Raw genomic sequence first — 23,804 nt, forward strand, 5'->3', positions numbered from 1 at the left:
GCGCATGGCCGTCTCCACCTTCGACCTCTACAAGATCGGCATCGGCCCGAGCTCCTCGCACACGGTCGGCCCAATGCGCGCGGCCGCGCGCTTCGTCAGCCACTGGCTGGAAGAGAACGGCGTGCTGGAGCGCACCGCGCGGGTGCGCGCGGAGGTGTTCGGTTCACTGGCGCTGACCGGCCGCGGCCACGGCACCGACAAGGCGATCCTGATGGGACTGGAAGGCCACTGGCCGAACGCGATCGATCCCGACCTGATCCCGGCCGCGCTGGAGCGCATCCGCACGAGCAAGCGCCTGCGACTGGGTGGCAAGCACGAGATCGCCTTCGACGAGAAGCGCGACCTGGTCATGAACAAGCGACAGAAACTGCCCTTCCATACCAACGGCATGCGCTTCACCGCGTTCGATGCCGACGGCGGCGAACTCGCCACCCGCGACTACTACTCGGTCGGCGGCGGCTTCGTGGTCAACCAGGACGAGGCCGCCGAAGACCGCATCGTCGCCGACACCACTCCGTTGCCGCATCCATTCGCAAGCGGCGCGGAGCTGCTGGCGCAGTGCCAGCGCAGCAACCTGACCATCGCCCAGCTAATGTTCGAGAACGAGCAGGCCTGGCGCAGCGCGGAAGAGATCCGCACCGGGCTGCGTGAAATCTGGCAGGCGATGCAGGACTGCGTGGCGCGCGGCATCCGCCACCCGGGCGAGTTGCCGGGCGGACTGCACGTACCGCGTCGCGCGCCGGCGCTGCAGGCCGAGCTGGCGGCCAGGCCCGAGGCCGCCATGCGCGATCCGCTCACCGTGCTCGACTGGGTCAACCTGTACGCGCTGGCGGTCAACGAGGAGAACGCCGCCGGCGGCCGCGTGGTGACCGCGCCCACCAACGGCGCAGCTGGCATTCTGCCGGCGGTGCTGCACTACTACCACCGCTTCTGCCCCGGCGCCAGCGAGCAGGGTGTGTTCGACTTCCTGCTCACCGCCGCCGCGATCGGCATCCTGTACAAGGAAAACGCCTCGATCAGCGGCGCCGAAGTCGGCTGCCAGGGCGAGGTCGGGGTGGCCTGCTCGATGGCCGCGGCCGGGCTCACCGCCGCGCTCGGCGGCACGCCGGCGCAGGTGGAGAACGCCGCCGAGATCGGCATGGAGCACAACCTCGGCCTGACCTGCGACCCGATCGGCGGGCTGGTGCAGATCCCCTGCATCGAGCGCAACGCGATGGGCGCGGTGAAGGCGATCAATGCCAGCCGCATGGCCCTGCGCGGCGACGGCAGCCACAAGGTGTCGCTGGACAAGGTCATCAAGACCATGCGCGACACCGGCCGCGACATGCAGGACAAGTACAAGGAAACCAGCCGCGGCGGGCTCGCGGTCAACGTCATCGAGTGCTGACTGCGCCATCGCGGTCAAGTCCGCAGCCTGCCGGCCGCTACCGGTTTCAGGGTAATCTGGCAACAACCCGCTTCGGGGAGAGACGGCGATCGACCGCGCATCCACCACCCGTCATTCGGGCTGGACGCAGCAGGCGGTGCGTCTGCTGCAGGGCCTCGTGCTGCTGTTCGGCCTGGGCATCGGTGCTCCGGTGCTCGCCCTGGATCCCGACAAGCCGTATCGCGACTTCGTGGTCGATACCTGGGACGTGGCCCAGGGACTGCCGCAGATCAGCGTGATGGCCATCGCCCAGGGGCCGGACGGGCAGCTCTGGCTGGCCACCCAGGCCGGGCTGGCGCGCTTCGACGGCGTGCGCTTCCATGCCTACCCGCGTACCCGCCGCCTGGGTCTGGACAACATGATTCAAACCCTGCTGCCGGATCGGCAGGGGCGCGTCTGGCTCGGCACCGCCAACGGGCTGCAGGTGCTGCTGCCCGACGGCCGGCTGCGCGTCCTGTCCACTGGACAGATTCCCGCCATGCGCCGCTTTCCGGTCCGGGCGCTCGCCCTGCAGGGGCAGAGCGTCTTGGTCGGCGGGCCGGATGGCCTGTATGTGGTCACGGGCGAGCGGCTGCGCCGCCTGCTGGCAGTGGGCGCCGAGGTCAGCGCGCTCTCAGTGGAGGCAGACGCGCTCTGGATCGGCAGCCGAGGCCGGGTGATCCGGCTCGACCACGGCGGTCGCCGCCAGGAGTATCCCTTCCCGGACGCACTGGCCACCGCTGCGCCGGTGGCGCTGGCACGCTTCGACGGCAGGCTGCTGGCGGCGACCCGCAGCGGCCTGCTGCGCCTGCGCGGCAATGGCCTCTGGGAAACCCTCCCCGAGCGCAGCAACGGAGAGCACCGCGCCATCGACGCCATGACGGTCACCCGCGACGGCACGCTCTGGCTGGCCACACCGCGCGCTCTGGAGCGTCTGGTGCCGGGCAGGCCAGCGGAGCGCATCAGCGACCGCCCCGGTAGCCGCAACCTGCGCGCGCTCTACGAGGATCGGGAAGGCAATCTGTGGACTGGCAGCCTGACCGATGGCCTGGCGCGCATCTGGAACGGGCGCACCCGCCGGCTCTCGATGGCCGAAGGGCTGCGCGTACCGCTGCTGTGGACGATCGTGCCCGCGCCCGACGGCAGCGTGCTGGTCGGCGGCAGTGACGGTGTGGCGCGCTGGGATGGTCTGCGCTTCACTCAGGTCGCGGCAGGCGCCACGCTTCCACATCCGGATGCCTACAGCCTGCTGGCCGAGCCAAATGCGCTCTGGGTCGGCACCCGCGCCGGTGTCGCCGTGCTGCCCCGCGGCCGGATGCACCCCGATACCCCACCATGGCTGACCCCGCTGGCAGGGACGCAGGTGCACGCGATCCTGCGCGCCCGCGATGGCGCGCTCTGGTTCGGCACCACCAACGGCGCCTTCCGGCTGGCCGCTGGCCGCCTGCAGCGCTATGGCGAGGCGCAAGGGCTGCGCGATCCGCGCGTGCGCATCCTGCTGCAGACCCGCACCGGACGCCTGCTGCTGGGCACGACCGATGGCCTGTACGAATGGCGCAACGGGCGCATCCTGCCATTCGGGCGACAGACCGGATTGCCTGCCGGGGTGGGCGTCACCGCGCTACTGGAGTTGAACGATGGCCGCCTGGTGCTGGGGGGCGATGGCCAGCTCTGGCTGTACGCCGACCGGCGCTGGCATGACCTCGCCCATGGCCGAGGGCTGCCGGGAAACGTCCCCACCCATCTGGCGGAAATCGGCAACGATCTGTGGGTGGCCGGCACCCAGGGGTGTACCGCCTGCCGCTGGCGGCACTCGCTCGCATGGGACAAGGTGCCGACACCCCGCTGCGCGCGCGCATCGTGGTCAACTCCGGCTTCGCCCAGCCCGGCGGGCAGCAGGACAAGTGCTGCAACGGCGTCGGCAACGGCCGCGGCCTGCTGCGCGACGGCCTGCTGTGGCTGCCCACCCGCGACGGCGTACTGCAAGTCAGCGCGCAGCCTGCACCCATCGGACCGCCCTGGCCGCTGCGCATCGAGGAGGTTCGCACCGGCCAGCAGGCATTCGCCACCAGCGCGGGCGCACTGAAGCTGCCGCTGGATGCGCGCAAGATCCAGATCCGCTTCAGCGCGCCGATGCTCGATCCCGCCCGCCAGCCGGATCTGCGCTATCGCCTGATCGGCCTCGAACGCAGCTGGACGCCGCTGGAATCTCCCACCCAGCGCCAGATCGACTACACCGGACTGGCCCCCGGGCAGTACACCCTCGAACTGGCCGATTTCGATCCGGACGCGCCGCTGTCCGGACCGGCGCGACTGGCCCTCACCGTGCCGGCGCACTTCTACGAAACGGGCGCGTTCCGCATCGCGCTCGGTCTGCTGGGTCTGCTGCTGATCTGGCTGGGCTATCTCTGGCTGCGATATCGGCATGCCCGCCAGCGCGCCGAGCTCGAACGCCTGGTGGAAGCGCGCACGCGCGAACTCCAGGCCGCCAACGCCCGCCTGGAACAGCTGAGCCTCACCGACCCGCTGACCGGTCTGCACAACCGTCGCTACCTCACCCAGCAGATGCCGCTGGATCTATCCTTCTATGCCCGCGAGGAAGCCTTCCGCGACGGCCGCGAGGCGCTGGTGCTGGCGCTGCTGGACGTGGATCACTTCAAGCGCATCAACGACACCTGGGGCCATACCGCCGGCGACCTGGTGCTGAAGCAGCTGGGCCGGCTGCTGAAAACGCTCATGCGCAGCGGCGACTACGCCGCGCGCTGGGGCGGCGAGGAGTTCCTGCTGATGATGCGGCCGCTGCCGCGCGGCCAGCTGGCCGAGATCGGCCAGCGCCTGTGCCGGCAGATCGCAGCGCATGTGTTCGACCTGGGTCATGGCCAGACGCACCGTCTGACCGTCTCGATCGGTCTGATCGAATGTCCGCTGTTCCCGGATCACCCGCAACTGCTGGCGTGGGAGCAGCTGGTGACGCTGGCCGACCGCGCCCTGTACGCCGCCAAGAACGCCGGCCGCAACCGCTGGATGGCCTACCGTCCGGCCGCAGACGTGGCGTTCCCGGACGACATCACCGTGATCACCGGTGACCCCGGCTGGCTGGTGGAAAACGGCCTGCTGGAACGGTTTGGCACGACCGCGCCGACGCCACCGCCCGCAGGCGATGGCCGGCCGCCGCCCAAGCCAGCCGCCCCTGCCGCCGATTGAAGGAGCCGCCCATGCGCGACCTGCCGGCAATGCTGTCCAGAGGCGCGCTGCTCGCCGCGCTGTACTTCGCCGGGGCGGCGATGACCATGCTCTACCTGCAGACGCCGGCCGACGTGGCGTTGTTCTGGCCCGCCGCCGGCATCGGCTACGCGATGGTGCTGCGCTTCGGCAAGCCCTATGTGCTGGCCATCGCCGCCGGGCAGGCGCTGCTGCACCTGCTGCTGGTGCCGGCGCCGCCGCTGTTCCTGCCGTTCTCGATCGGCAGCAATGCGCTCGCGACCTGGCTGGCCGCGCTGTACGTCGGCGCGCACACGCGCCAGCTGCGCCTGCGCACCAGCGACGGCTTCCTGCTGATGCGTGGCGCCGCCCTGCTGTGCCTGGTCAGCGCCGGGATCGGCAGCAGCGGAATGCTGGTCGCCGGCATGATCCCGGCGGCGGACTGGCCGCGGGCCTTCCTGCAATGGGCGCTGGGCGACCTGCTCGGCGCCGCCGCCACCACGACCAGCATGCTGCTGCTGTTCGGGGTGCCGCGCCAGGAACAGACTCGCCTGGCACCGCCCCTGGCCGGTCGGCGCGAGCGCCTGCTGTGGTCGCTGCTGATGGCCCTGGTGCTGGCTGGCGCAATCGCGGTCGCGCATCGCGGCAGCATGTATCCGCTGGCGATCGCCACCCTGCCGCTGGCCCTGCTGCTGTGGTCGGCGGCGCGCTTCCCGCCCACCTTCACCGCGGTCGCCACCACCGTGGTGACCATCACCCTGGCCCTGATCCTGGGGCTGGGCATCGGCCTGGACGGCGTCCAGCGCCCGGAGTCGCTGCAGGACACCGCACTGCTGATGAGCTCGCTGGTGGTGGTTTCCACCATCCCGATCCTGCTCGCGGCGTCCTACCGCGAGCGCTTCGTGGCGATGGCCGCGCTGCATGAGCGTGCGACGATCGATGCGTTGACCAACCTGCTCAACCGCGATGCCTTCGAGGAACACGCGCGCCTGCGCCTGGCCGCCAACGCCGGCCCGCTCAGCCTGCTCTACATCGACCTGGACAATTTCAAGCTGGTCAACGACGCCGCCAGCCATGCCGCCGGCGACGAGATGCTGCGGCACGTGGCGCGCCTGCTGCAGGCGGAATTCGCGGCCACCGATGCGCTGATCGCGCATAGCGGCGGCGACGAGTTCACCGTGCTGGCCACGCTGCCCGGCGAACAGGCCGTGGCCGCGGCGCGCCGCCTGCTGGACGCGATCGAGGCGATGCGGGTGGCCTGGCAGGGCGGCAACCTGCGGATCACCGCCAGCATCGGCCTGGCCGGCAGCCAGCCGCCGCACACCAGCTTCGACGAACTGCTGTCGCAGGTGGACGCCGCCTGCCACGAAGCCAAGGACCTTGGCGGCAACCGCGTGCTGGCGACCGCCGAGAACGCGGAAAGCCTGCGCAATCGCAGCCGCATGATGCGCAGCGCGCTGGATGCGCGCGAGGCGCTGGACCAGCGGCGGCTGGAGCTGTGGTGCCAGCCGATCGTCCCGCTGGCGCAACCGGCGCCACCGAACCGGGTGCATTTCGAAGTGCTGCTGCGCTGGCGCGATGGTGAAGGCCTGCTGCGCCCGCCGGCCAACCTGATCGCGGCCGCCGAACGCTTCCGGCTGGGCCCGCGCCTGGACCGCCACGTGCTGGATGCCACCCTGGCGTGGCTGGAATCGCATCCGGACGCGGCCGCGCGGGTCGCGCAGTGCAGCATCAATCTCGGCGCCGCGACCCTGGTGGACGAGGAATTCGGCGAGTATCTGACGGCACGCCTGCGCCGCAGCGCGCTGCGCGCCGGGCAGCTGTGCCTGGAAATCACCGAGACCAGCGTGGTGCGCGACATGACCCGCGCCCGCCGCTTCATCCGCCGCATGCGCAACCTCGGCTGCCGCTTCGCGCTGGACGATTTCGGCACCGGCTTCTGCTCCTTCAGCTATCTGCGCGATCTGCAGGTCGACTATCTGAAGATCGACGGCAGCTTCGTGTACGGGCTCGTAAACTCGCCGCTGTCGGAGGCGGTGGTGCGCTCGATCACCGAAATCGCCCACCTGCTCGATATCCGCGCGGTGGCCGAACACGCCGAGGATGCGGCGCAGGTCGAACGGCTGCGCGCGTTGAAGGTGGACTATGCCCAGGGGTTCGCGTTCCAGCGCCCGCTGCCGATCGCGGAGTTCTTCGGAGTGAAGTCGTAAGCACAGGCCGCCTGGATCGCCAGCGCATCGTCCAGCAGGGCGGCGGCGGTGACCTCGGCGCCGGCACCGGGCCCCTGCACCACCAGCGGCTGGTGCGGATAGCGGTCGCACCAGATCGCCACCCGGTTGTCGGTGCTGCTGCCGCCGGCCAGCGGATCGTCCGCGGCCAGCGCCTCCAGCCCGACCGTCGCGCGGCCATCGGCGTGCAGACGGGCGATGAAGCACAGCACCTGCCCGCTTTTGTAGGCCGCGGCATAACGCGCGCGCAGCGGTGCATCCAGCACCGGCAGGGCCGCGTCCAGCGCCGCGCGCGGCACGCCTGCCAGGGATTCCGGAACCAGCGACTGCACGCGCACGTCCGCCGCCTCCAGCGGCACGCCGGCGGCGCGCGCCAGGATCAACAGCTTGCGCCGCACGTCCTCGCCGGACAGATCCTCGCGCGGGTCCGGCTCGGTGTAGCCCGCCGCCTGCGCCTGACGCACGAAACCGGAGAACGGCCGCAGCCCGTCGTAGTGGTGGAACAGCCACGCCAGCGAGCCGGACAGCCCCCCGGCGATCGCGTGGATGCGGTCGCCGCCCGCCTGCAGCGCGCGCAGCGTGCGCAGCAGCGGCAGCCCGGCGCCGACCGTGGCGCTGTCACCATAGAACGCCCCGCCGGCCGCGGCCGCCTCCCGGATCGCCCGCCAGCGCGCCAGCGATGTCCCCTGTCCCAGCTTGCAGGCGGTCACCACGTGGAGGCCCTGCGCCAGCCAGTGCGGGTGCCGGTCCGCCACCGCGTCGGAGGCGGTGGCGTCGATCACGATGCGGGTGCCGGCGCCCGCCAGTGCGGCTTCCACCCGCTCCAGCCGGCTCGACTGCGGCGAGTCGCCCAGCAGCTGCTGCAGGTCAACACCCGACGCCAGCGGGGCGGCCTGCGCGGTGCGCGAATTGGCCACATATGCCAATTGCAGACGATGCCCCAGCACACCGTCCTTCCAACCCGCCAGCCGCGCCCACACCGCGCGCCCCACGGTGCCGCTGCCCAGCAGCGCCACCCGCGCTGGCACCGGCTCTGACAGCGGAAATGCGCCGGCACAGGCGTTCATCGCGCGGCGCGCCGTTCGACTGCACACGCCACCTGCGCGCGCCCGAGCGCGGCGGCGAGGTCGGCCACCAGGTCGTCGGCATGCTCGATGCCCACCGACAGCCGCAGCAGGCCATCGGAAATCCCGGCCTGCGCGCGCGCCTGCGCGCTCATCGCCGCATGGGTCATGGTGGCGGGATGCGCGACCAGGCTTTCCACCCCGCCCAGCGACTCGGCCAGGGTGAACCAGCGCAGGCCGTCGAGGAAGGCGCGCACCGCCGCCTCGCCGCCCTCCAGTTCCAGGCTCAGCATCGCCCCGAAGCCATATTGCTGGCGCGCCGCGATGGCATGGCCCGGATGCGCCGGCAGCCCCGGCCAGTGCAGCGCGCTCACAGCCGGGTGGCCGTCCAGCAGCGCCACCAGCGCCTGCGTGTTTTCTTGATGCACGCGCAGGCGCGCCTCCAGCGTGCGCAGCCCGCGCAGGGTCAGGAAGCTGTCGAACGGCGCGCCGGTCAGGCCCAGCGCGTTCGCCCACCACGCAAGTTCAGCATGCAGGCCGGCATCCTTCGCCACCACCGCGCCACCGACCACGTCGCTGTGGCCGTTGATGTACTTGGTGGTGGAATGCACCACCGCGTCCGCGCCGAAATCGGCGATCGGCCGCTGCAGCAGCGGCGACAGGAAAGTGTTGTCCACCACCACGCGCGCACCGGCCGCATGCGCAGCGGCGATCGTCGCGCGCAGGTCGGTGATGCGTAGCAGCGGGTTGGATGGCGTCTCGATCCAGACCAGCGCAGGCTGCCGTGCCAGCGCCTCGGCCAGCGCGCGCTGATCGGTGAGGTCGCAGGTCAACAGTTCGAACGCGCCCTTCGATGCCAGCGCGTTGAACAGCCGCCAGCTGCCGCCGTAGCAGTCATGCGGCACCACCAGCACGTCGCCCGGCCGCAGCAGCGCGTGCAGCACCACGGTCACCGCCGCCATGCCGGTGGCGGTGACGACGCCGCCCGCGCCGCCTTCCAGCGCGGCCAGCGCCTCACCCAGCAGGTCGCGGGTGGGGTTTCCGCTACGGGTGTAGTCGTAGGTGCGCTTGTCGTTGAAGCCGGCGAAGCTGAAGTTGCTCGACAACACCAGCGGCGGGGTGACCGCGCCGAAGGCGGTGTCGCGGTCGATGCCGGCGCGCACCGCGCGGGTGGAGGCGCGCGCCGGCGCGGCGGAAAGGGAATCGCTCATGCAAGGGCTCCGTGCGGCAGTGGGGCGGAATCGGGATCAGGGGCGCGCCGGCAGCGGCGCGGCCAGCTCGCTGGCCAGCAGCGCATCCATGCGCGCGGTGTCCTTCAGGAAGGCGTCGTGGCCGTACTCCGAACGCAGCACGCGCAACCGGCCGTGGCAGCCGAGGCCTTCCTGCAGCGCCACCGCATCCGCCAGCGGCACCAGGCGGTCGCCATCCACCGCAATCACCGACACCGGCAGCCGCACCTGCGCCGGGTCCACCCGGTGCAGGTCGATGGATTCGGACAGCCGCAGCCAGGCGGTGGCGGGCATGCGCGCGACGAACTTCGCGCCGGCCGCGTCCAGATAATCCTCGGCGGCCACCCGCACCTGCCCGTTGCACAGCACCGGCGGCGCGTCGAACCGCTCGGCGAACTCCTCCGGGGTGCGGTAGCTGAGCATGGCCAGCTGGCGCGCCAGCGACAGGCCTTGCTCATCCGCACATTGCAACTGCCCCAGCGCCACCACCTTGCGCTGCAGTGCGCGCCAGGCCGCGGCATACGGATGCGGGCGATGCGCGCCGCTAACGGCGATCAGGCGCCGCAGCCGCTGCGGATGGCGCACCGCCAATTGCAACCCGACCAGTGCGCCGTAGGAATAGCCGACGAAGACCGCCAGCTGCGCGATGCCCAGCGCATCCAGCAGCAGCGCCACCGCGTCGGCCTGGTCGGCGGTGTCGATCGGGGCGTCCAGCGCGCCGTCGGCACCGACGTAATCGAACGCGAGGATGCGCCAGCGCGCCGGGTCCAGCGCGCGCCCGGCGTCCAGCAGGCCCTGGGCCCAGCCCGGGGACGGGTCCAGCACGTTCGCCGCCACGTGCCGGTGCGCGGAAATCCCGCCCGCCACCAGCGCCACCGGCGCGTCCTCGGGGCCGGCCAGCTCGTACTGCAGGTGCAGCCGGCGGGTACCGGCATAGCGGGTGGCCAGCACCGCATCGATGCTGCCGCGGCCGGCGGGAATGGCCGGGCGCGGCGGCGCGTGGGCCGCCTCCGGCGCCGGGACGGGGCGGGAAGGGGCGACGGCGCTGCGTTCGGCGGGGGAAGGATGCATGGCGGACTCCGGGCGGTGGACGGGCCATCGGAGTCGCGCGGGGGTGCGGGAAGAGAGCCGACACGTCGGCGTCGCGCGCCGCGCGTGCGGCTTCGCAACCATCTTCCGGCAGACGCTCAGGTCCCCGCAGGATTTGGCACCTCGCGGCGGCTTGCGCCGCCCGCAGGTTGCCCCGGCATCAAAGGGCCTGTCCCTCCGCCGGTCTCGATGGATGCGCGCAGTCTGCGCAGCCGCCGGCGCCGTGTCAATCGCTTCATTCGGATAAAGCGATTCATATAACGCATCGTCATGTCCCTGGCTCCGGCATACTCGCGCCGATGCCGTCCCTGCCCCGCCCTCTGCGCGCACTCCTGGTGGCCAGCCTGCTGGCGCTGCTGCCGCCCGACGTGCCGGCGGCCGACCCGCCCGCCGCCGCGCCCGGCCCGAACCCGGCCTTGGCCAGCCTGCGGGTGGAGCCGAATGGCAGCGAATACCTGGTATGGGCAGACAACCATCTGGCCGGGCCGATCGAAGTGCGGCTGGACAGCGCCGGGCCGCCGCCGGCCTGGAGCCAGCCGCCGCTGCCGGCGCGCGCCGGGGTGCCCGCCGGCGGCAGCGCGCTGCTGGCGCACCTGCGCATGCCGCCAGGCAACGGGCTGCTGCGGCTGCGGCTGGAGGCCACGCCCGGCAGTTCCAACGCGCGTCCGCGCGACGTGGCCTACCTGTTGCCGCTGGCCGACCCGCAAGCGCGCATCGACCAGGGCTTCGAGGGCGGTTTCAGTCCACCAGGACCCGGAAAACCGCTACGCGATCGACTTCGCCACGCCCGAAGGCACCCCGGTGCTGGCCGCGCGCGGCGGGGTGGTGATGCAGGTGCAGGACGGTTTCAGCGGCCACGGCCTGGACCCGCACCGCGATGCCAGCCGCGCCAACCTCATCCGCATCCTGCACGACGACGGCAGCATGGGCCTGTATGCCCACCTGGCCAACGGCGGCGCGCGCGTGCGCGTCGGGCAACGGGTGGAGGCCGGCCAGCGCATCGGCCTGTCCGGCAATACCGGCTACAGCACCGCGCCGCACCTGCATTTCGCGGTGCAGGTCAACCGCGGCATGCAGCTGCTGTCGATCCCGTTCCGGCTGGCCGGGCCCGCGCAGGGCGCAAGCGCGCCAGATTGAAGCGATGCGGCCCCCGAATGCGCCGGGTCCGAACGGATGCGGCCTATGCCTCGTCCTCGGCGACCACCGTCGGCTGCACCCATTCGCGCCACTGCGGCAGCCGCTCCAGCATGCCCACCGAGCGCAGGTAGGCCTCGTCGGGCTCGCGCCCGGCCACCAGCGCGGTGGCCACGTGCACCGCACCGGCCACCCAGAACCCGGCGGCACGCAGGTGGCCGGGACGGTGCTGGTAGGCCACCGCCTCCACGATCGGCATCGGCAGCCCCCACAGGCCCATCAGATAGGCGCCCGCTTCGGCGTAATGCGGGCCTTCCTCGCCCGGCTCGCCCGAGGACACGCCCGGCAGCAGGCGCCCGACCTCGGCCAGCAGGCTGGCGGTGGCGGCCAGCTCGGCGCTGGGCCCGGGCAGCAGGCGGCGGGCCAGGTTCGACGCGCGCAGGGCGCGGTCCTGCATGGCCTCGCGCTCCTGGCTGCTGGCCAGCTTGGGGCCGCCGAAGGCCTCGATGGTGAGCACCATCCGCAGCAGGGTCTGGTGCCCCAGGCGGGTGACCGCACCGCGCATGTCGGTGATCTCGCGCCCACCGGAGAAGTACGCCGAGTTGCACAGGCGCAGCACCTTGGCGGCGATCGCCGGGTCCTGCGACAGGGTCTGGGCGATGGCGGCGTTGCTGGCGTCCGGGTCGCGCAGCAGGCGGGTCAGCTGCAGGTACAGCCGCGGCGGCGGCGGCAGCGAGTTGATCCGGCCGAGCACCCGCTTCAGGGCTTCATTGTCGAGCAGCTCGCGCAGGTCCACCACGCTTTCCACCGCGGCCACCAGCTCGGCCGCATCCAGCGGGCGCGCCAGCACCCGGTGGGCGCCATCCAGGCCCTGCGCGATGTCCACGCTGGCTTCGTCCGGGTTCTGGTCCAGCAGCAGGATGCGCACCGCCTGCGGGTACAGCGCGGCCACCCGCGCCAGCAGCTCGGGGCCGCCGATCGGACCGGGCCGCAGCCCGCACACGAACACGTCGAAGGCGGACATCGCCGGATCCACGGTGGTGCCGGCCGGCAGCCAGTCGATGGTCCAGTCCAGGCCGTAATCGGCCAGCAAGGCGTCGAACTCCGCGGCCCGACCCGCGTCTTCCCCGGCAATCACGATGCGCACTGCGTCACCCTTTCCCTTTGGCGTACCCGTTTGGCGTGCCCGTTTGGCGTACCCCTGCCGCGCCTGCCGACGGCCGGCATCCGCCCCACCGCGCAGCCACGCCGCCCAGAGTACACCGCCACACCGGCGGGAGCGACGGCCCGCGCCCGCGATCGCGGCGGCCGTCACATCCGGGGCCACGCGCGGGGGCCGGCTATAATTCCGCGATGACAGACGTTGCAACCGAAGCCGCGCGCCGGCGCACCTTCGCCATCATCTCCCACCCCGACGCGGGCAAGACCACCCTCACCGAGAAGCTGCTGCTGTTCGGCGGGGCGATCCAGATGGCCGGCAGCGTCAAGGGCCGCAAGGCCGCGCGCCACGCGACCTCCGACTGGATGGCGCTGGAGAAGGAGCGCGGCATCTCGGTCACCAGTTCGGTGATGCAGTTCCCGTATGCCGGGCGCATCGTCAACCTGCTGGACACCCCCGGCCATGCCGACTTCGGCGAGGACACCTACCGCGTGCTCACCGCGGTGGATTCGGCGCTGATGGTGATCGATGTGGCCAAGGGCGTGGAGGAACGCACCATCAAGCTGATGGAGGTCTGCCGCCTGCGCGATACGCCGATCATGACCTTCGTCAACAAGCTCGACCGCGAGGGCAAGGACCCGGTCGAACTGCTGGACGAGATCGAATCGGTGCTGGGCATCCAGTGCGCGCCGGTGACCTGGCCGATCGGCATGGGCAGCCGCCTGAAGGGCGTGGTGCACCTCATCACCGGCGAAGTGCACCTGTACGAGCCGGGCCGCAACTTCACCCGCCAGGATTCCACCATCTTCCCGTCGCTGGACGCGCCGGGCGTGGAGGAAGCGATCGGCGCGGAGCTGCTGGCCGAGCTGCGCGAGCAACTGGAACTGGTGCAGGGCGCCAGCCATCCGTTCGATGCCGAAGCCTACCTCGCCGGCCGGCAGTCGCCGGTGTTCTTCGGCTCGGGCGTGAACAACTTCGGCGTGCAGCCGCTGCTGGACTTCTTCGTCGAGCATGCGCCGGCGCCGCGTGCGCGCACCACCACCACCCGCGAGGTGCTGGCCGACGAACCCAAGCTCACCGGCTTTGTGTTCAAGATCCAGGCCAATATGGATCCGCAGCACCGCGACCGCGTGGCCTTCATGCGCATCTGCTCCGGCAAGTTCGTGCCGGGTATGAAGGTGTTGCACGTGCGCAGCGGCAAGGAGATGAAGCTGGCCAATGCGCTGACTTTCATGGCCTCCGACCGCGAGATCGCCGAAAGCGCCTATCCGGGCGATGTGATCGGCATCCACAACCACGGCACCATCTCGATCGGCGACACCTTCAGCGAAGGCGAGCCGCTCAGCTTCACCGGCATCCCCAGCTTCGCGCCGGAGCTGTTCCGGCGCGCGCGCCTGCGCGATCCGCTCAAGCTCAAGCAGTTGCAGAAGGGCCTGGCGCAGCTGTCCGAGGAAGGCGCGACCCAGTTCTTCAAGCCGCTGATGAGCAACGACCTGATCCTCGGCGCGGTCGGCATGCTGCAGTTCGACGTAGCCGCCTACCGCCTGAAGGACGAATACGGGGTCGAGGCCGCGTTCGAGCCGGTGCAGGTGGCCACCGCGCGCTGGATCCGCTGCGACGACGCCCGCGCGCTGGAGGAGTTCCGCGAGAAGAACGCGATGAACCTGGCGCTGGATGCCTCCGGTGCCCTGGTCTACCTCGCGCCCTCGCGGGTCAACCTGCAGCTGGCGCAGGAGCGCGCGCCCAAGGTGCAGTTCCTGGCCACCCGCGAACACGCGCAGGCGGTCGCGGTCTGAGCGCCCGCACCGCCACCCGCTCGTGGTGCTCCCACGCCGCGGTCCGTTCGCGGTGAACCTGCGTCGCAGTCCGTTCGTGGTGAGCCTGTCGAACCATGAACGGGCTGCGCCGTGCGGCCTATCGACGCCCGCACGGGCGCATCGCGGTCAGGACGCGATGTAGCGCTGCAACTGGTCGAGGGTCTGCTGCTGCTCCTCGATCACCGCCTTGACCAGGTCGCCGATCGACAGCACGCCCACCACGCGGCCGCCGTCCAGCACCGGCAGGTGGCGGATGCGGCGGTCGGTGACCAGCTGCATGCAGTGCTCCACCGTATCCGTCGGTGCCACCGTGCGCACCTGCGCGGTCATGATCTCGCGCACCGGGGTGTCCTTCGAGGCGCGCCCCTGCAGCACCACCTTGCGGGCGTAATCGCGCTCGGACACGATCCCCACCAGCGCGGGGCCCTCCATCACCAGCAGCGCGCCGATCTCGCGCTCCGCCATCCGACGCAGGGCCTCGATCACCGGAGCATCGGGGCCGATCGAGACGATCTCAGCCGGTTTCGCGTCCAACAGCTGCCGTACCGTGCGCATGGCCGACTCCTTGCGGTCTGGGGCGATGCGCCGAGGATACTCCGTCCGCCGGCCGCCAGACATCCACCAGGTACAGCGGCCGCTGCTTGGATTCCTCGTACAGCCGGCCGAGGTATTCGCCGATCATGCCCAGCGCCATCAGCTGCACCCCGCCCAGCAGCAGGATCACCGCCATCAGCGACGGCCAGCCGGCCACCCGGTCGCCCCACAGCAGCGCGCGCACGACCACCCAGGCGCTGAACCCGAACGCCAGCAGCGAGGTCATCAGCCCCACGTACGTCGCCAGCCGCAGCGGCGCGGTGGAAAAGCTGGTGATGCCCTGCAGCGCGAAGTTCCAAAGTCGCCAGAACCCGAACTTGCTGCGCCCGCCCACACGCGCACCGCGCTGGTAGGGAATCTCGGCCGCGTTGAATCCGATCCAGCCGAACAGGCCCTTCATGAAACGCTGGCGCTCGCGCAGCTGGCGCAGCGCGGCCAGCGCGCGCGGCGAGAGCAGGCGGAAATCGCCGGTATCGCGCGGCACCGGGGTGGCCGACAGGCGGCCGATCAGGCGGTAGAACAGGTGCGCGCTGGCGCGCTTGAGCCAGCCCTCGCCGGCGCGCGCCACGCGCACCCCGCGCACGTCGTCGAACCCTTCCCGCCACTTCCGCACGAATTGCGGCAGCAGCTCGGGCGGGTCCTGGCCGTCGGCATCCAGCACCAGCGCCGCGCCGCATTCGACGTGGTCCAGCCCGGCGGTGAGCGCCGCCTCCTTGCCGAAGTTGCGCGACAACCGCAGCAGCGCCACCCGGGCATCCTCGCGCGCATAGCCCTGCAGCAGCGCCCAGGTACCGTCGCGGCTGCCGTCATCCACGCACAGCAAGCGCGCGCGCAGCCCTCGCGCTCGGCCGCATCCAGCGCCGCGCGCAGGCGCGGCCACAGCGCGGGCAGGGCTTCGGCCTCGTCGTAGGCCGCCACCACCAGGGTCAGCTGGCGGTCTTCGGGCGGGATCTCGTGCATGCGCGCAGTATGCCAGCGCACCGCCCGCCGCCCGTCCTCATTCCGGCGCGCTCATTCCAGCGTGCGCAGGAACCCGGTGCCGCCAAGCGCCGCCATCTGGCCCTGGATCGCCTGCGCACGCCGCTGCACATACGGCCCGGGATGCGCCGCATCGTAGCGCTTGGGACTGGGCAGCACCGCCGCCAGCCGCGCCGCCTCGGCCGCCGACAGCGCCTGCGCATCCTTGCCGAAGAAGCGCCGCGCTGCCGCCTGCGCGCCATACACGCCATCACCGAACTCGGCAATGTTCACGTACATCTCCAGGATCCGGCGCTTCGGCCACAGGGTTTCGATCAGCACCGTGTACCAGACCTCCAGCCCCTTGCGCAGCCAGCGGGTGGGGCCGCTGCCCTGCCACAGGAACAGGTTCTTGGCGGTCTGCTGGCTGATGGTGCTGGCGCCGCGCAGGCGCCTGACCGGCGTGCCGCGCCGCTCGGCCCGCGCGAGCATGCGCTCGTTGTGCGCCTGCGCCTTCTCGATGGCGTCGAAGTCGAACCCGTGGTGGCGCGGGAAGTTCTGGTCCTCGGACGCGATCACCGCCAGCGGCAGCTGCGGCGAGATCCGCGCCAGCGGACGGAAGTCATAGCGCACGCGGTAGCCGGGGTCGCCCTCCAGCGCGGCCTGCCCCCAGCGCGCCAGCATGAACGCCGACAGCGGCGGGTCCACCACCCGCAGCAGCAGCACCTGGGCCACGCTCAGGGCGATGCCCAGCAGCGGCAGCTTCCACCACCAGCCGCGCAGGCGGCGTTTCCAGCCGCCGCTCATGCCGGCCGACCTTGCGATCGCGCCGCGCGCGCCCCATGTCGTTGCATCATTTCCCTCCCCGTCGGCGCCGCCATTATCCGCGCGCGCCCGCCACCACGGAACCGCCATGCCCCAGACCCAAGACACCCTGCTGCGCTTCCTGCTGCCCGACGCCGGCGTGCGCGGCGTCGCCGTCCACCTGGACGCGGCCTGGCAGGCGATCGCCGGCCGCAGCCACTACCCTGAGGCGGCCGCCACCCCTGCTGGGCGAGGCCGCCGCCGCCGCCGCCCTGTTCACCGGCCATGCCAAGGTGGACGGGCGGCTGTCGGTGCAGCTGCGCAGCCCCGGCGCGATCGGCACCCTGTTCGCCGAATGCACCGCCAGCGGCGGCCTGCGCGGGATCGTGCGCCTGCGCGAAGACGCCGGCGCACCGCCGCAGGATCTGCGCGCGCTGGGCGAGGGCGCACTGCTGGCGATCACCATCGAGAACCCCGCGCTGGGCGATGCCGAACCGATGCGCTACCAGGGCCTGGTCAGCCTGCAGGCCAGCCGCCTGGATGCCGCATTCGAAGGCTATTTCCAGCAGTCCGAGCAGCTCCCCACGCGCCTACTGCTGGCCTGCGACGGCACCCGCGCGGCCGGGCTGCTGCTGCAGAAGCTGCCCGGCGCGGAGGGCGACGAGGACGGCTTCCGCCGCGCCAGCGCCCTGTTCGACACGCTCGGCCGCGAGGAGCTGCTGGCGCTGCCGCCGGCCGAGGTCGTACACCGCCTGTTCCACGAGGAAACCCCGCAGCTGCTGGGCGAGAAGCCGCTGGCATTCGCCTGCTCGTGCTCGCGCGAGCGGGTGGAGGCGATGCTGGTCTCGCTGGGCAGCGAGGAGGCCGACGCCGCGGTCGCCGCCGGCGACGGCGAGGCCCGGGTCACCTGCGAGTTCTGCGGCCAGGACTACCGCTTCGATGCCGCGCAGATGGCGACCCTGTTCGCCCAGGCCGCAGCCGCCCACCCCAGCCCCGCGGCCCTGCAATAAGCCTGCGCCGGCCGCACCGCGGCGCGGATGTGACGGCGCGCACGGGGCGGCGTCCGGCCAGTTGTTAAAGAAACATAAACACGCTAACCTGCTTCCCTGCCCCTTTGCGGGAACTTTGCCGTCCGCGGTCAGTCCATCTTCTACGCCATGCCGTCGCGCCTTACGCCCATCGCCGCCGCCGTGCTCGCCCTGGCCTTCGCCAGCGGCGCGGCGCACGCGCAGGCGAAGCAGGACAAGCGCAGCGATACCCGCATGGTGCCGGTGCTGAACAAGGCCAACGGCAAGCTGGAGGCGGTGCTGATGCTGGAGCCGGCCGCGGGGGCCAACGGCAACCGCTGGCGGTTCGGCAACACCTCGCTGGAGGCCACGTTCGGCCTGCAGTCCGGCAATTCGCTGGCGCTGCTGTGCGACCGCCGCGGCGGCATGGCGCCGGCGATCGGCCAGCTCGCCAGCAACTGCGTGCTCGCCTCGCTGGAAGGCGACGGCAAGAACAACGGCATCAGCCGCCATGCCAGCGCCGGCCTCAACCTCGTGCGCCCCGGCGCCAAGGCCGGCCTGAGCGTGGGCAGCGGCCACGACACCCTGCCCGCCTGGCTGAGCCCGGGCACCCTGGGCGGGGCGCGCTATACCCAGAACGACGTCTCCCTGTTCGCCGAGAAGTCCCTCGGCGGCGAAGGCTTCGTCAGCGTCGGCGGCACCGTGGCGCGCGCGCGCCTGATCCCGGCGGCGGACGTGCCGCAGCTGGCCGACCAATGGAACACCCGCAGCCTGAGCATCGGCGGCGGCTACGGCAACTTCGGCGCCAGCATCATCGGCCGGATCGTGAACGTGCCCGGCGAGAGCGAGGTGTGGAAAGGCGTGGGCCTCGGCCTGACCTGGCGCACCCCGTGGAACGGCCAGCTCAGCGTGGGCGCGGACAACGTGATCACCCGCGGCAAGAACCCATTCGCCTCGAAGAACGGCGAAAGCGACGAAGGCACCGTGCCTTACGTGCGCTACCAGCAGGACCTCTGATCCCGACGCGCCAGATACAGACGCGTACAGTGCCCCACTGCAGAAAGCCGCATCACAACAAGATGCGGCTTTTGTGCTTTCAGGGCAGGAAGGCCAGACTGGCGTCGCCGGAGAAGGTCTGCATGCGCACCTCGCCCTTGCCGGCGCCGTAGCGGGCGCGCAGGCTGGAGCCGGGCCCGAAGCCCTCCTTCTTCGGCACCGCGCCCGGGGCGCTGAGCTTGCCGCTGAAGGTTTCCGCGGACAGGTTCGCGGAGAGCGTCGCCGGCAGCTGCAGGCGCAGCTCGCCGCTGACCGATTCCAGTCGGATCTCGCCATCCTCGGCCAGTGCCGCCTTCAGCTGCATGTCGCCGGACACGCTGCTGGCGGACAGCCGCCGCAGGCGCTCGCCGAGGGTGTCCAGGCGGATGTCGCCGGACACGCTTTCCAGCGAGACCTCGCCGTTCAGGCGCCCCTGCAGGACGAGGTCGCCACTGACGGTCTCGACCTTGAGCTGCGGCGTGTTCATCGCCAGCTGCACGTCGCCGCTGACCGCGCTGATCCGCGCGCGCTGGGGGGCGCCGTTGGCGCTGATGTCGCCGCTCACCGCCTGCAGCGACAGCTCGCGCGGGGCCACGCCGCTGACGCGGATGTCGGCGCTGACCGTGTTCACTTCGAGGTCGGCCAGCCGCGGCACCTGCAGCACCAGCTGGCTGGGCTCCGGGTTCTTGCTGCGCGGCGGGTACTGGATCTTGATCCGCAGCACCCGCGCATCGCCTTCCACCGAGAGCTTGTCCACGCCGGTGCCGAGGGTGCCGGACAGCTTCACCTCCGGGCGGTCCCAAGCGATCACTTCCACCCGGCCGCGGGCGTTTTCCACTTCCACCCGCCCGCGCGGGTCCAGCGGGCGGGTCTGGTCGATCGGGGTGCCGGCCAGCGCCGGCAGGCTGGTGGCCAGCAGGGCCAGCGACAGGAAGGGGGCGAACAGGCGCATGGTCGGTGTCCTCAGGCGTAAAGGGCGCGCCGCGCCAGGGCGATGCGGCGGGCGTAGGTCTGGCGCAGGCGTTCCAGCAGCAGGCGCGAATCCGGCTGCGCGCGCAGCGCCTGGCGGATCTGCTCGGCGCTGCGGTCGAGCGCCTGCATGCCCGGCTGCCAGCTGGCCGGGACCTGGCGCAGGCCGATCTCCGCGAGCGCGGCTTCGTAATGCCGGGTGAGCAATGCTGCCTCCGGTGGCAGCGTCGCGTGCGTGTCGGCGGCCACAGTGGCGGTCGACGCGGCGGCCGACGCGGCCTGCGTCGCCGATGGCGGCGAACCTGGCCCGACCGGCGCGCCCGGGCGCAGCTGCCAGGCCAGGCCGAGTGCCAGCGCCAGCGAAGCGGCCAGCGCCAGCGGCCACTGCCAGCCGCGCCGGTGCGGCGGCAGGCGGGTGGGTGGCGGCGTGGCAGCCGCCTGCGCCGGCAGGCGCGCGGCGATTTCCGGCCACAGGTCGCGCCCGGGCTCGATCTCCCGGCGCAGGCCGCGCAGGGCCAGGCGCAGGGCGGTGTCGTCGGTATCGTGCGGGTTGCTCATGTGCAATCTCCGATGCGCGCGCGCAACAGGCCGCGGGCGCGGTGCAACTGGGCCTTGGAGCTGCCCACCGCCATGCCGAGCTCGGCGGCGATCTCCTCGTGCTTCCATCCTTCCACGTCGTGCAGCACCAGCACCGCGCGGGCGCGCGGCGGCAGGCTGGCGACCGCACGGTCGAGGTCGCGCCCGAGCTGGGCGCGGCTGGCGGTGTCGGGCGTGGCCACCGCGTCCAGCGCCGCGTCGTCCTCGTGCCAGGGCCGGTTGCGGCGGCTGCGCAGCTCCATCAGCGCGGTGTTCACCGCCAGCCGGTGCAGCCAGGTGGACAGGGCGCTGTCGAAGCGGAACGTGGGCAGGGCCTGCCAGGCGCGCACGAAGGCTTCCTGGGTGAGATCCTCGGCGCGCGCGCCGGCCTGCCCGACCAGCCGCACGATCACCCCGTGCAGGCGCCGGTGGTGGCGGCGGTAGAGCTGCTCGAACGCGGCCACGTCGGCCTGCGCGGCGCGACGGGCGAGATCGGCGTCGTCATCCTCCAGCGGAGCTGGCGGCAGGGCCTGCGGCATCGGCATGGTGGACATCAGCATAGCCACTGGGATGCCGCGCCGGCGCAAAAGGTTTAGGGACGGTCTGAACAACGCCATCCAGGCGTTGTCAGCCCACGCCGAGTCCGGCACAGGTCCGGACTCGGCTCACACGCATCCATCACTTACGTGATGGATGCGTGGCCGGCCATCCATGGCCGGCAGGAACCTCTGAGTTGTTCAGAGGTTCCTTAGACCGCTCCGGCCGGGAACGTCCCGGCCGGGCGGTGGTCTGCGGCGGGCCGGCTCAGGCCAGCAGCGGGTTGGGCTTGTCCGCGTCCAGCTTGTACAGCTTGAGCGCGCGCGCCACGTCCTTGGCGGTCAGCTTGCCCTCGGCGGCCAGGGCCGCGACCGCGGCGTGGGCGACGTGGAAGCGGTCCACCTCGAAGTGCCGGCGCAGGTTCTCGCGGGTGTCGCTGCGGCCGTAGCCGTCGGTGCCCAGCACCGTATAGCGCATCGGCACGTACTCGCGGATCTGGTTGGCGAACGCGCGCACGTAGTCGGTGGCGGCGATCGCCGGGCCCTGGCGGCCTTCCAGCTGCTGGGTGACCCACGGCTTGCGCGGCGCCTTGGCCTCGGGATGGAAGCGGTTCCAGCGTTCGGCATCGATGCCGTCGCGCGCCAGCTCGGTGAAGCTGGGGCAGGACCAGATGTCGGCCTTGATGCCGAAGTCGGCGTCCAGCAGCGCGGCGGCGGCGATCACCTCGCGCAGGATGGTGCCGCTGCCGAGCAACTGCACGCGCAGCTCGCCCTTCTTCGGCTTGCCGGCGTCCTGCAGCAGGTACATGCCCTTGATGATCCCCTCCTCGCTGCCGGCCGGCATCTCGGGATGGGTGTAGTTCTCGTTCATCAGGGTCAGGTACCAGTACTCGTCGTGCTGTTCGGCCAGCATCCGCTGCATGCCGTGCTGCACCAGCACCACCACCTCGTAGGCGAAGGTCGGGTCGTAGCTGCGCACATTCGGGATCAGCGCGCTCTGCACGTGGGAATGCCCGTCCTCGTGCTGCAGGCCCTCGCCGTTCAGGGTGGTGCGGCCGGCGGTGCCGCCGAGCAGGAAGCCGCGCGCGCGCATGTCGCCGGCCTGCCAGGCGAAGTCGCCGATGCGCTGGAAGCCGAACATCGAGTAGTAGATGTAGAACGGCAGCATCTGCAGGTCGCTGGTGCTGTAGGCGGTGGCCAGCGCCATCCAGCTGGCGAACGCGCCGGCCTCGGTGATGCCTTCCTCCAGCACCTGCCCGGCCGCGTCCTCGCGGTAGAACATCAGCTGGTCGGCGTCCACCGGCTTGTACTTCTGGCCCTGCGGGGCGTAGATGCCGAGCTGGCGGAACAGGCCCTCCATGCCGAAGGTGCGCGCCTCGTCGGCCACGATCGGCACGCAGCGCGGGCCCACCTGCTTGTCGCGCAGGATGATGTTGAACATCTGCACGAACGCCATCGTGGTGCTGATCTCGCGCTCGCCGGTGGACTTCAGCAGGCGCTCGAAGGTGGCCAGCGGCGGCACTTCCAGCGGCTTGCTGGCCTTGCGCCGGCGCTGCGGCAGGTGGCCGCCGAGCGCGGCGCGGCGCTCGCGCATGTACTCCATCTCGGGCGACTTCGCGTCCGGGCGGTAGAACGGGATCGCGCCGTCCTTCAGCTGGGCGTCGCTGATCGGCAGCTGGAAGCGGTCGCGGAACGCGCGCACCGCATCGTCGTCCAGCTTCTTGGTCTGGTGGGTGGGGTTCAGCGCCTCGCCGGCCGCGCCCATGCCGTAGCCCTTGACCGTCTTCGCCAGCACCACGGTGGGCATACCCTTCGTGTTCACCGCGGCGTGGTAGGCGGCATACACCTTGTGCGGGTCGTGGCCGCCGCGGTTCAGGCGCCAGATGTCCTCGTCGCTCATGTTGGCGACCATCGCCAGCGTCTCCGGCGACTTGCCGAAGAAATGCTCGCGGGTATAGGCGCCACCGAAGGCCTTGCAGTTCTGGTACTCGCCGTCCACGGTCTCCATCATGATCCGGCGCAGCGCGCCGCTGGTGTCCTTGGCCAGCAGCGGGTCCCAGTAGCTGCCCCAGATGGTCTTGATGACGTTCCAGCCGGCACCGCGGAACTGGCCTTCCAGCTCCTGGATGATCTTGCCGTTGCCGCGCACCGGGCCGTCCAGCCGCTGCAGGTTGCAGTTGATGACGAACACCAGGTTGTCCAGGCCCTCGCGGCCGGCCACGCCGATCGCGCCCAGCGATTCGGGCTCGTCGGTCTCGCCGTCGCCGAGGAAGCACCAGACCTTGCGGTCGGTCTTGGGCATCAGGCCGCGCGCCTCCAGGTACTTCCAGCTGCGCGCCTGGTAGATCGCCGCCAGCGGGCCCAGGCCCATGCTGACGGTGGGGGTCTGCCAGAAGTCGGGCATCAGCCACGGGTGCGGGTAGCTGGAGATGCCGCGGCCATCGACCTCCATGCGGAAGTGGTCGAGCTGGGATTCGTCGATGCGGCCCTCGAGGAAGGCGCGGGCGTAGATGCCCGGCGCGCTGTGGCCCTGGATGTAGAGCAGGTCGCCCGGGTGGCCGTCGGACGGGGCGCGCCAGAAGTGGTTGAACCCGACGTCGTACAGGGTGGCGGAACTGGCGAAGCTGGCGATGTGGCCGCCCAGCGAGCCGGGCTTGCGGTTGGCGCGCACCACCATCGCCATCGCGTTCCAGCGGATGATCGAGCGGATCCGCCACTCCATGTGCGCATCGCCCGGCATCGGCGGCTCCAGGTGGGCCGGGATGGTGTTGACGTATTCGGTGGTGGGCGAGAACGGCAGGTGGGCGCCGGCGCGGCGGGTCAGCTCGACCATGCCTTCCAGCAGCTGGTGCGCGCGCTGCGGGCCGTCATGGTCGATCACCGCCTTCAGCGATTCGATCCACTCGCGCGACTCCTGCGGATCGGGGTCGTTCTGCAGCATCTCGTTGAGCCAGTTCATCGCGCGCGTCCTCGCCGGAAACCTAAGTCGAGGGCGCAGTC

Annotated in this window: 16 protein-coding genes, 3 pseudogenes and 1 riboswitch; of the genes and pseudogenes, 8 read left to right on the forward strand and 11 right to left on the reverse strand. The window is 71.4% G+C overall.

What is annotated here, in order from left to right; all coding sequences use genetic code 11:
- Positions 1-4 precede the first annotated feature (4 nt).
- The 4 genes from LJB71_RS12835 (at position 5) to LJB71_RS12850 (ending at position 6,816) form a co-directional block, all read left to right on the forward strand.
- Positions 5-1,387 carry an L-serine ammonia-lyase gene (locus tag LJB71_RS12835; RefSeq protein WP_259304492.1) on the forward strand — a complete coding sequence of 461 codons (1,383 nt, stop codon included), beginning with the start codon at positions 5-7 and terminating at the stop codon, positions 1,385-1,387.
- Positions 1,388-1,523: 136 nt separating this feature from the next.
- Positions 1,524-3,491, forward strand: coding sequence for a two-component regulator propeller domain-containing protein (locus LJB71_RS12840; RefSeq protein WP_259304493.1), 1,968 nt, complete (start codon positions 1,524-1,526; stop codon positions 3,489-3,491).
- A gap of 47 nt (positions 3,492-3,538) precedes the next feature.
- A complete protein-coding gene (locus LJB71_RS12845; protein WP_259304494.1) occupies positions 3,539-4,609 on the forward strand; it encodes a diguanylate cyclase in 1,071 nt (356 codons plus the stop codon).
- 11 nt (positions 4,610-4,620) lie between these two features.
- Positions 4,621-6,816, forward strand: coding sequence for an EAL domain-containing protein (locus tag LJB71_RS12850; protein ID WP_259304495.1), 2,196 nt, complete (start codon positions 4,621-4,623; stop codon positions 6,814-6,816).
- An 8-nt stretch (positions 6,817-6,824) separates the two neighbouring features.
- Here LJB71_RS12850 and LJB71_RS12855 read toward each other — a convergent pair.
- The 3 genes and pseudogenes from LJB71_RS12855 to LJB71_RS12865 form a co-directional block, all read right to left on the reverse strand.
- Positions 6,825-7,901: pseudogene (locus LJB71_RS12855) on the reverse strand (homoserine dehydrogenase); the annotation flags it as partial.
- Positions 7,898-9,109 carry a cystathionine gamma-synthase gene (gene metB, locus LJB71_RS12860; RefSeq protein ID WP_259304496.1) on the reverse strand — a complete coding sequence of 404 codons (1,212 nt, stop codon included), beginning with the start codon at positions 9,107-9,109 and terminating at the stop codon, positions 7,898-7,900. The pseudogene LJB71_RS12855 and the gene metB, both read right to left, overlap by 4 nt.
- Positions 9,110-9,145: 36 nt before the next feature.
- Positions 9,146-10,198: a homoserine O-succinyltransferase gene (locus LJB71_RS12865; RefSeq protein ID WP_259304497.1), complete on the reverse strand. Its 1,053-nt coding sequence runs from the start codon at positions 10,196-10,198 to the stop codon at positions 9,146-9,148.
- Positions 10,199-10,293: 95 nt separating this feature from the next.
- Positions 10,294-10,412: riboswitch (SAM riboswitch) on the reverse strand.
- Between the two features lie 605 nt (positions 10,413-11,017).
- Between LJB71_RS12865 and LJB71_RS12870 the strand changes: the two genes are divergently transcribed.
- Entirely contained in the window at positions 11,018-11,353 is a 336-nt protein-coding gene (locus tag LJB71_RS12870; protein WP_259304498.1) for a M23 family metallopeptidase, read from the forward strand.
- A 43-nt stretch (positions 11,354-11,396) separates the two neighbouring features.
- Here the strand turns inward: LJB71_RS12870 and LJB71_RS12875 are convergent, their stop codons facing one another.
- The gene (locus LJB71_RS12875) at positions 11,397-12,497 is read right to left on the reverse strand and encodes an HDOD domain-containing protein (protein WP_114960165.1); all 1,101 of its coding nucleotides are present in this window, start codon (positions 12,495-12,497) and stop codon (positions 11,397-11,399) included.
- A 206-nt stretch (positions 12,498-12,703) separates the two neighbouring features.
- Here LJB71_RS12875 and LJB71_RS12880 point away from each other — a divergent pair, with 206 nt between their 5' ends.
- A complete protein-coding gene (locus tag LJB71_RS12880) occupies positions 12,704-14,305 on the forward strand; it encodes a peptide chain release factor 3 (RefSeq protein WP_114960166.1) in 1,602 nt (533 codons plus the stop codon).
- A gap of 147 nt (positions 14,306-14,452) precedes the next feature.
- Here the strand turns inward: LJB71_RS12880 and LJB71_RS12885 are convergent, their stop codons facing one another.
- The 3 genes and pseudogenes from LJB71_RS12885 to mtgA all read right to left on the reverse strand — a co-directional run bounded on the left by LJB71_RS12885 (position 14,453) and on the right by mtgA (position 16,684).
- Positions 14,453-14,881: a CBS domain-containing protein gene (locus tag LJB71_RS12885; protein WP_114960167.1), complete on the reverse strand. Its 429-nt coding sequence runs from the start codon at positions 14,879-14,881 to the stop codon at positions 14,453-14,455.
- Positions 14,841-15,880: pseudogene (locus tag LJB71_RS12890) on the reverse strand (glycosyltransferase family 2 protein). The gene LJB71_RS12885 and the pseudogene LJB71_RS12890 overlap by 41 nt, the downstream one beginning before the upstream one ends.
- A gap of 51 nt (positions 15,881-15,931) precedes the next feature.
- Complete coding sequence (gene mtgA / locus LJB71_RS12895; RefSeq protein ID WP_114960168.1) at positions 15,932-16,684, reverse strand: monofunctional biosynthetic peptidoglycan transglycosylase; 753 nt, start codon at positions 16,682-16,684, stop codon at positions 15,932-15,934.
- A gap of 106 nt (positions 16,685-16,790) precedes the next feature.
- Between mtgA and LJB71_RS12900 the strand changes: the two are divergent.
- Positions 16,791-17,691, forward strand: a pseudogene (locus tag LJB71_RS12900) (Hsp33 family molecular chaperone HslO).
- 180 nt (positions 17,692-17,871) lie between these two features.
- Entirely contained in the window at positions 17,872-18,705 is an 834-nt protein-coding gene (locus tag LJB71_RS12905) for a hypothetical protein (protein ID WP_205388059.1), read from the forward strand.
- 79 nt (positions 18,706-18,784) lie between these two features.
- Here the strand turns inward: LJB71_RS12905 and LJB71_RS12910 are convergent, their stop codons facing one another.
- From LJB71_RS12910 to aceE, 4 genes are all read right to left on the reverse strand, one after another.
- Entirely contained in the window at positions 18,785-19,675 is an 891-nt protein-coding gene (locus LJB71_RS12910) for a DUF4097 family beta strand repeat-containing protein (protein ID WP_114960171.1), read from the reverse strand.
- 11 nt (positions 19,676-19,686) lie between these two features.
- Positions 19,687-20,250, reverse strand: coding sequence for a hypothetical protein (locus LJB71_RS12915; RefSeq protein WP_114960172.1), 564 nt, complete (start codon positions 20,248-20,250; stop codon positions 19,687-19,689).
- Positions 20,247-20,828: a sigma-70 family RNA polymerase sigma factor gene (locus LJB71_RS12920; protein WP_114960173.1), complete on the reverse strand. Its 582-nt coding sequence runs from the start codon at positions 20,826-20,828 to the stop codon at positions 20,247-20,249. Before LJB71_RS12920 ends, LJB71_RS12915 begins: the two co-directional genes overlap by 4 nt.
- A gap of 244 nt (positions 20,829-21,072) precedes the next feature.
- Positions 21,073-23,763, reverse strand: coding sequence for a pyruvate dehydrogenase (acetyl-transferring), homodimeric type (gene aceE, locus LJB71_RS12925; RefSeq protein WP_114960174.1), 2,691 nt, complete (start codon positions 23,761-23,763; stop codon positions 21,073-21,075).
- Positions 23,764-23,804 lie beyond the last annotated feature (41 nt).

This window comes from Thermomonas sp. S9, from assembly GCF_024704365.1.
In the GTDB taxonomy this organism is placed as follows: domain Bacteria; phylum Pseudomonadota; class Gammaproteobacteria; order Xanthomonadales; family Xanthomonadaceae; genus Thermomonas.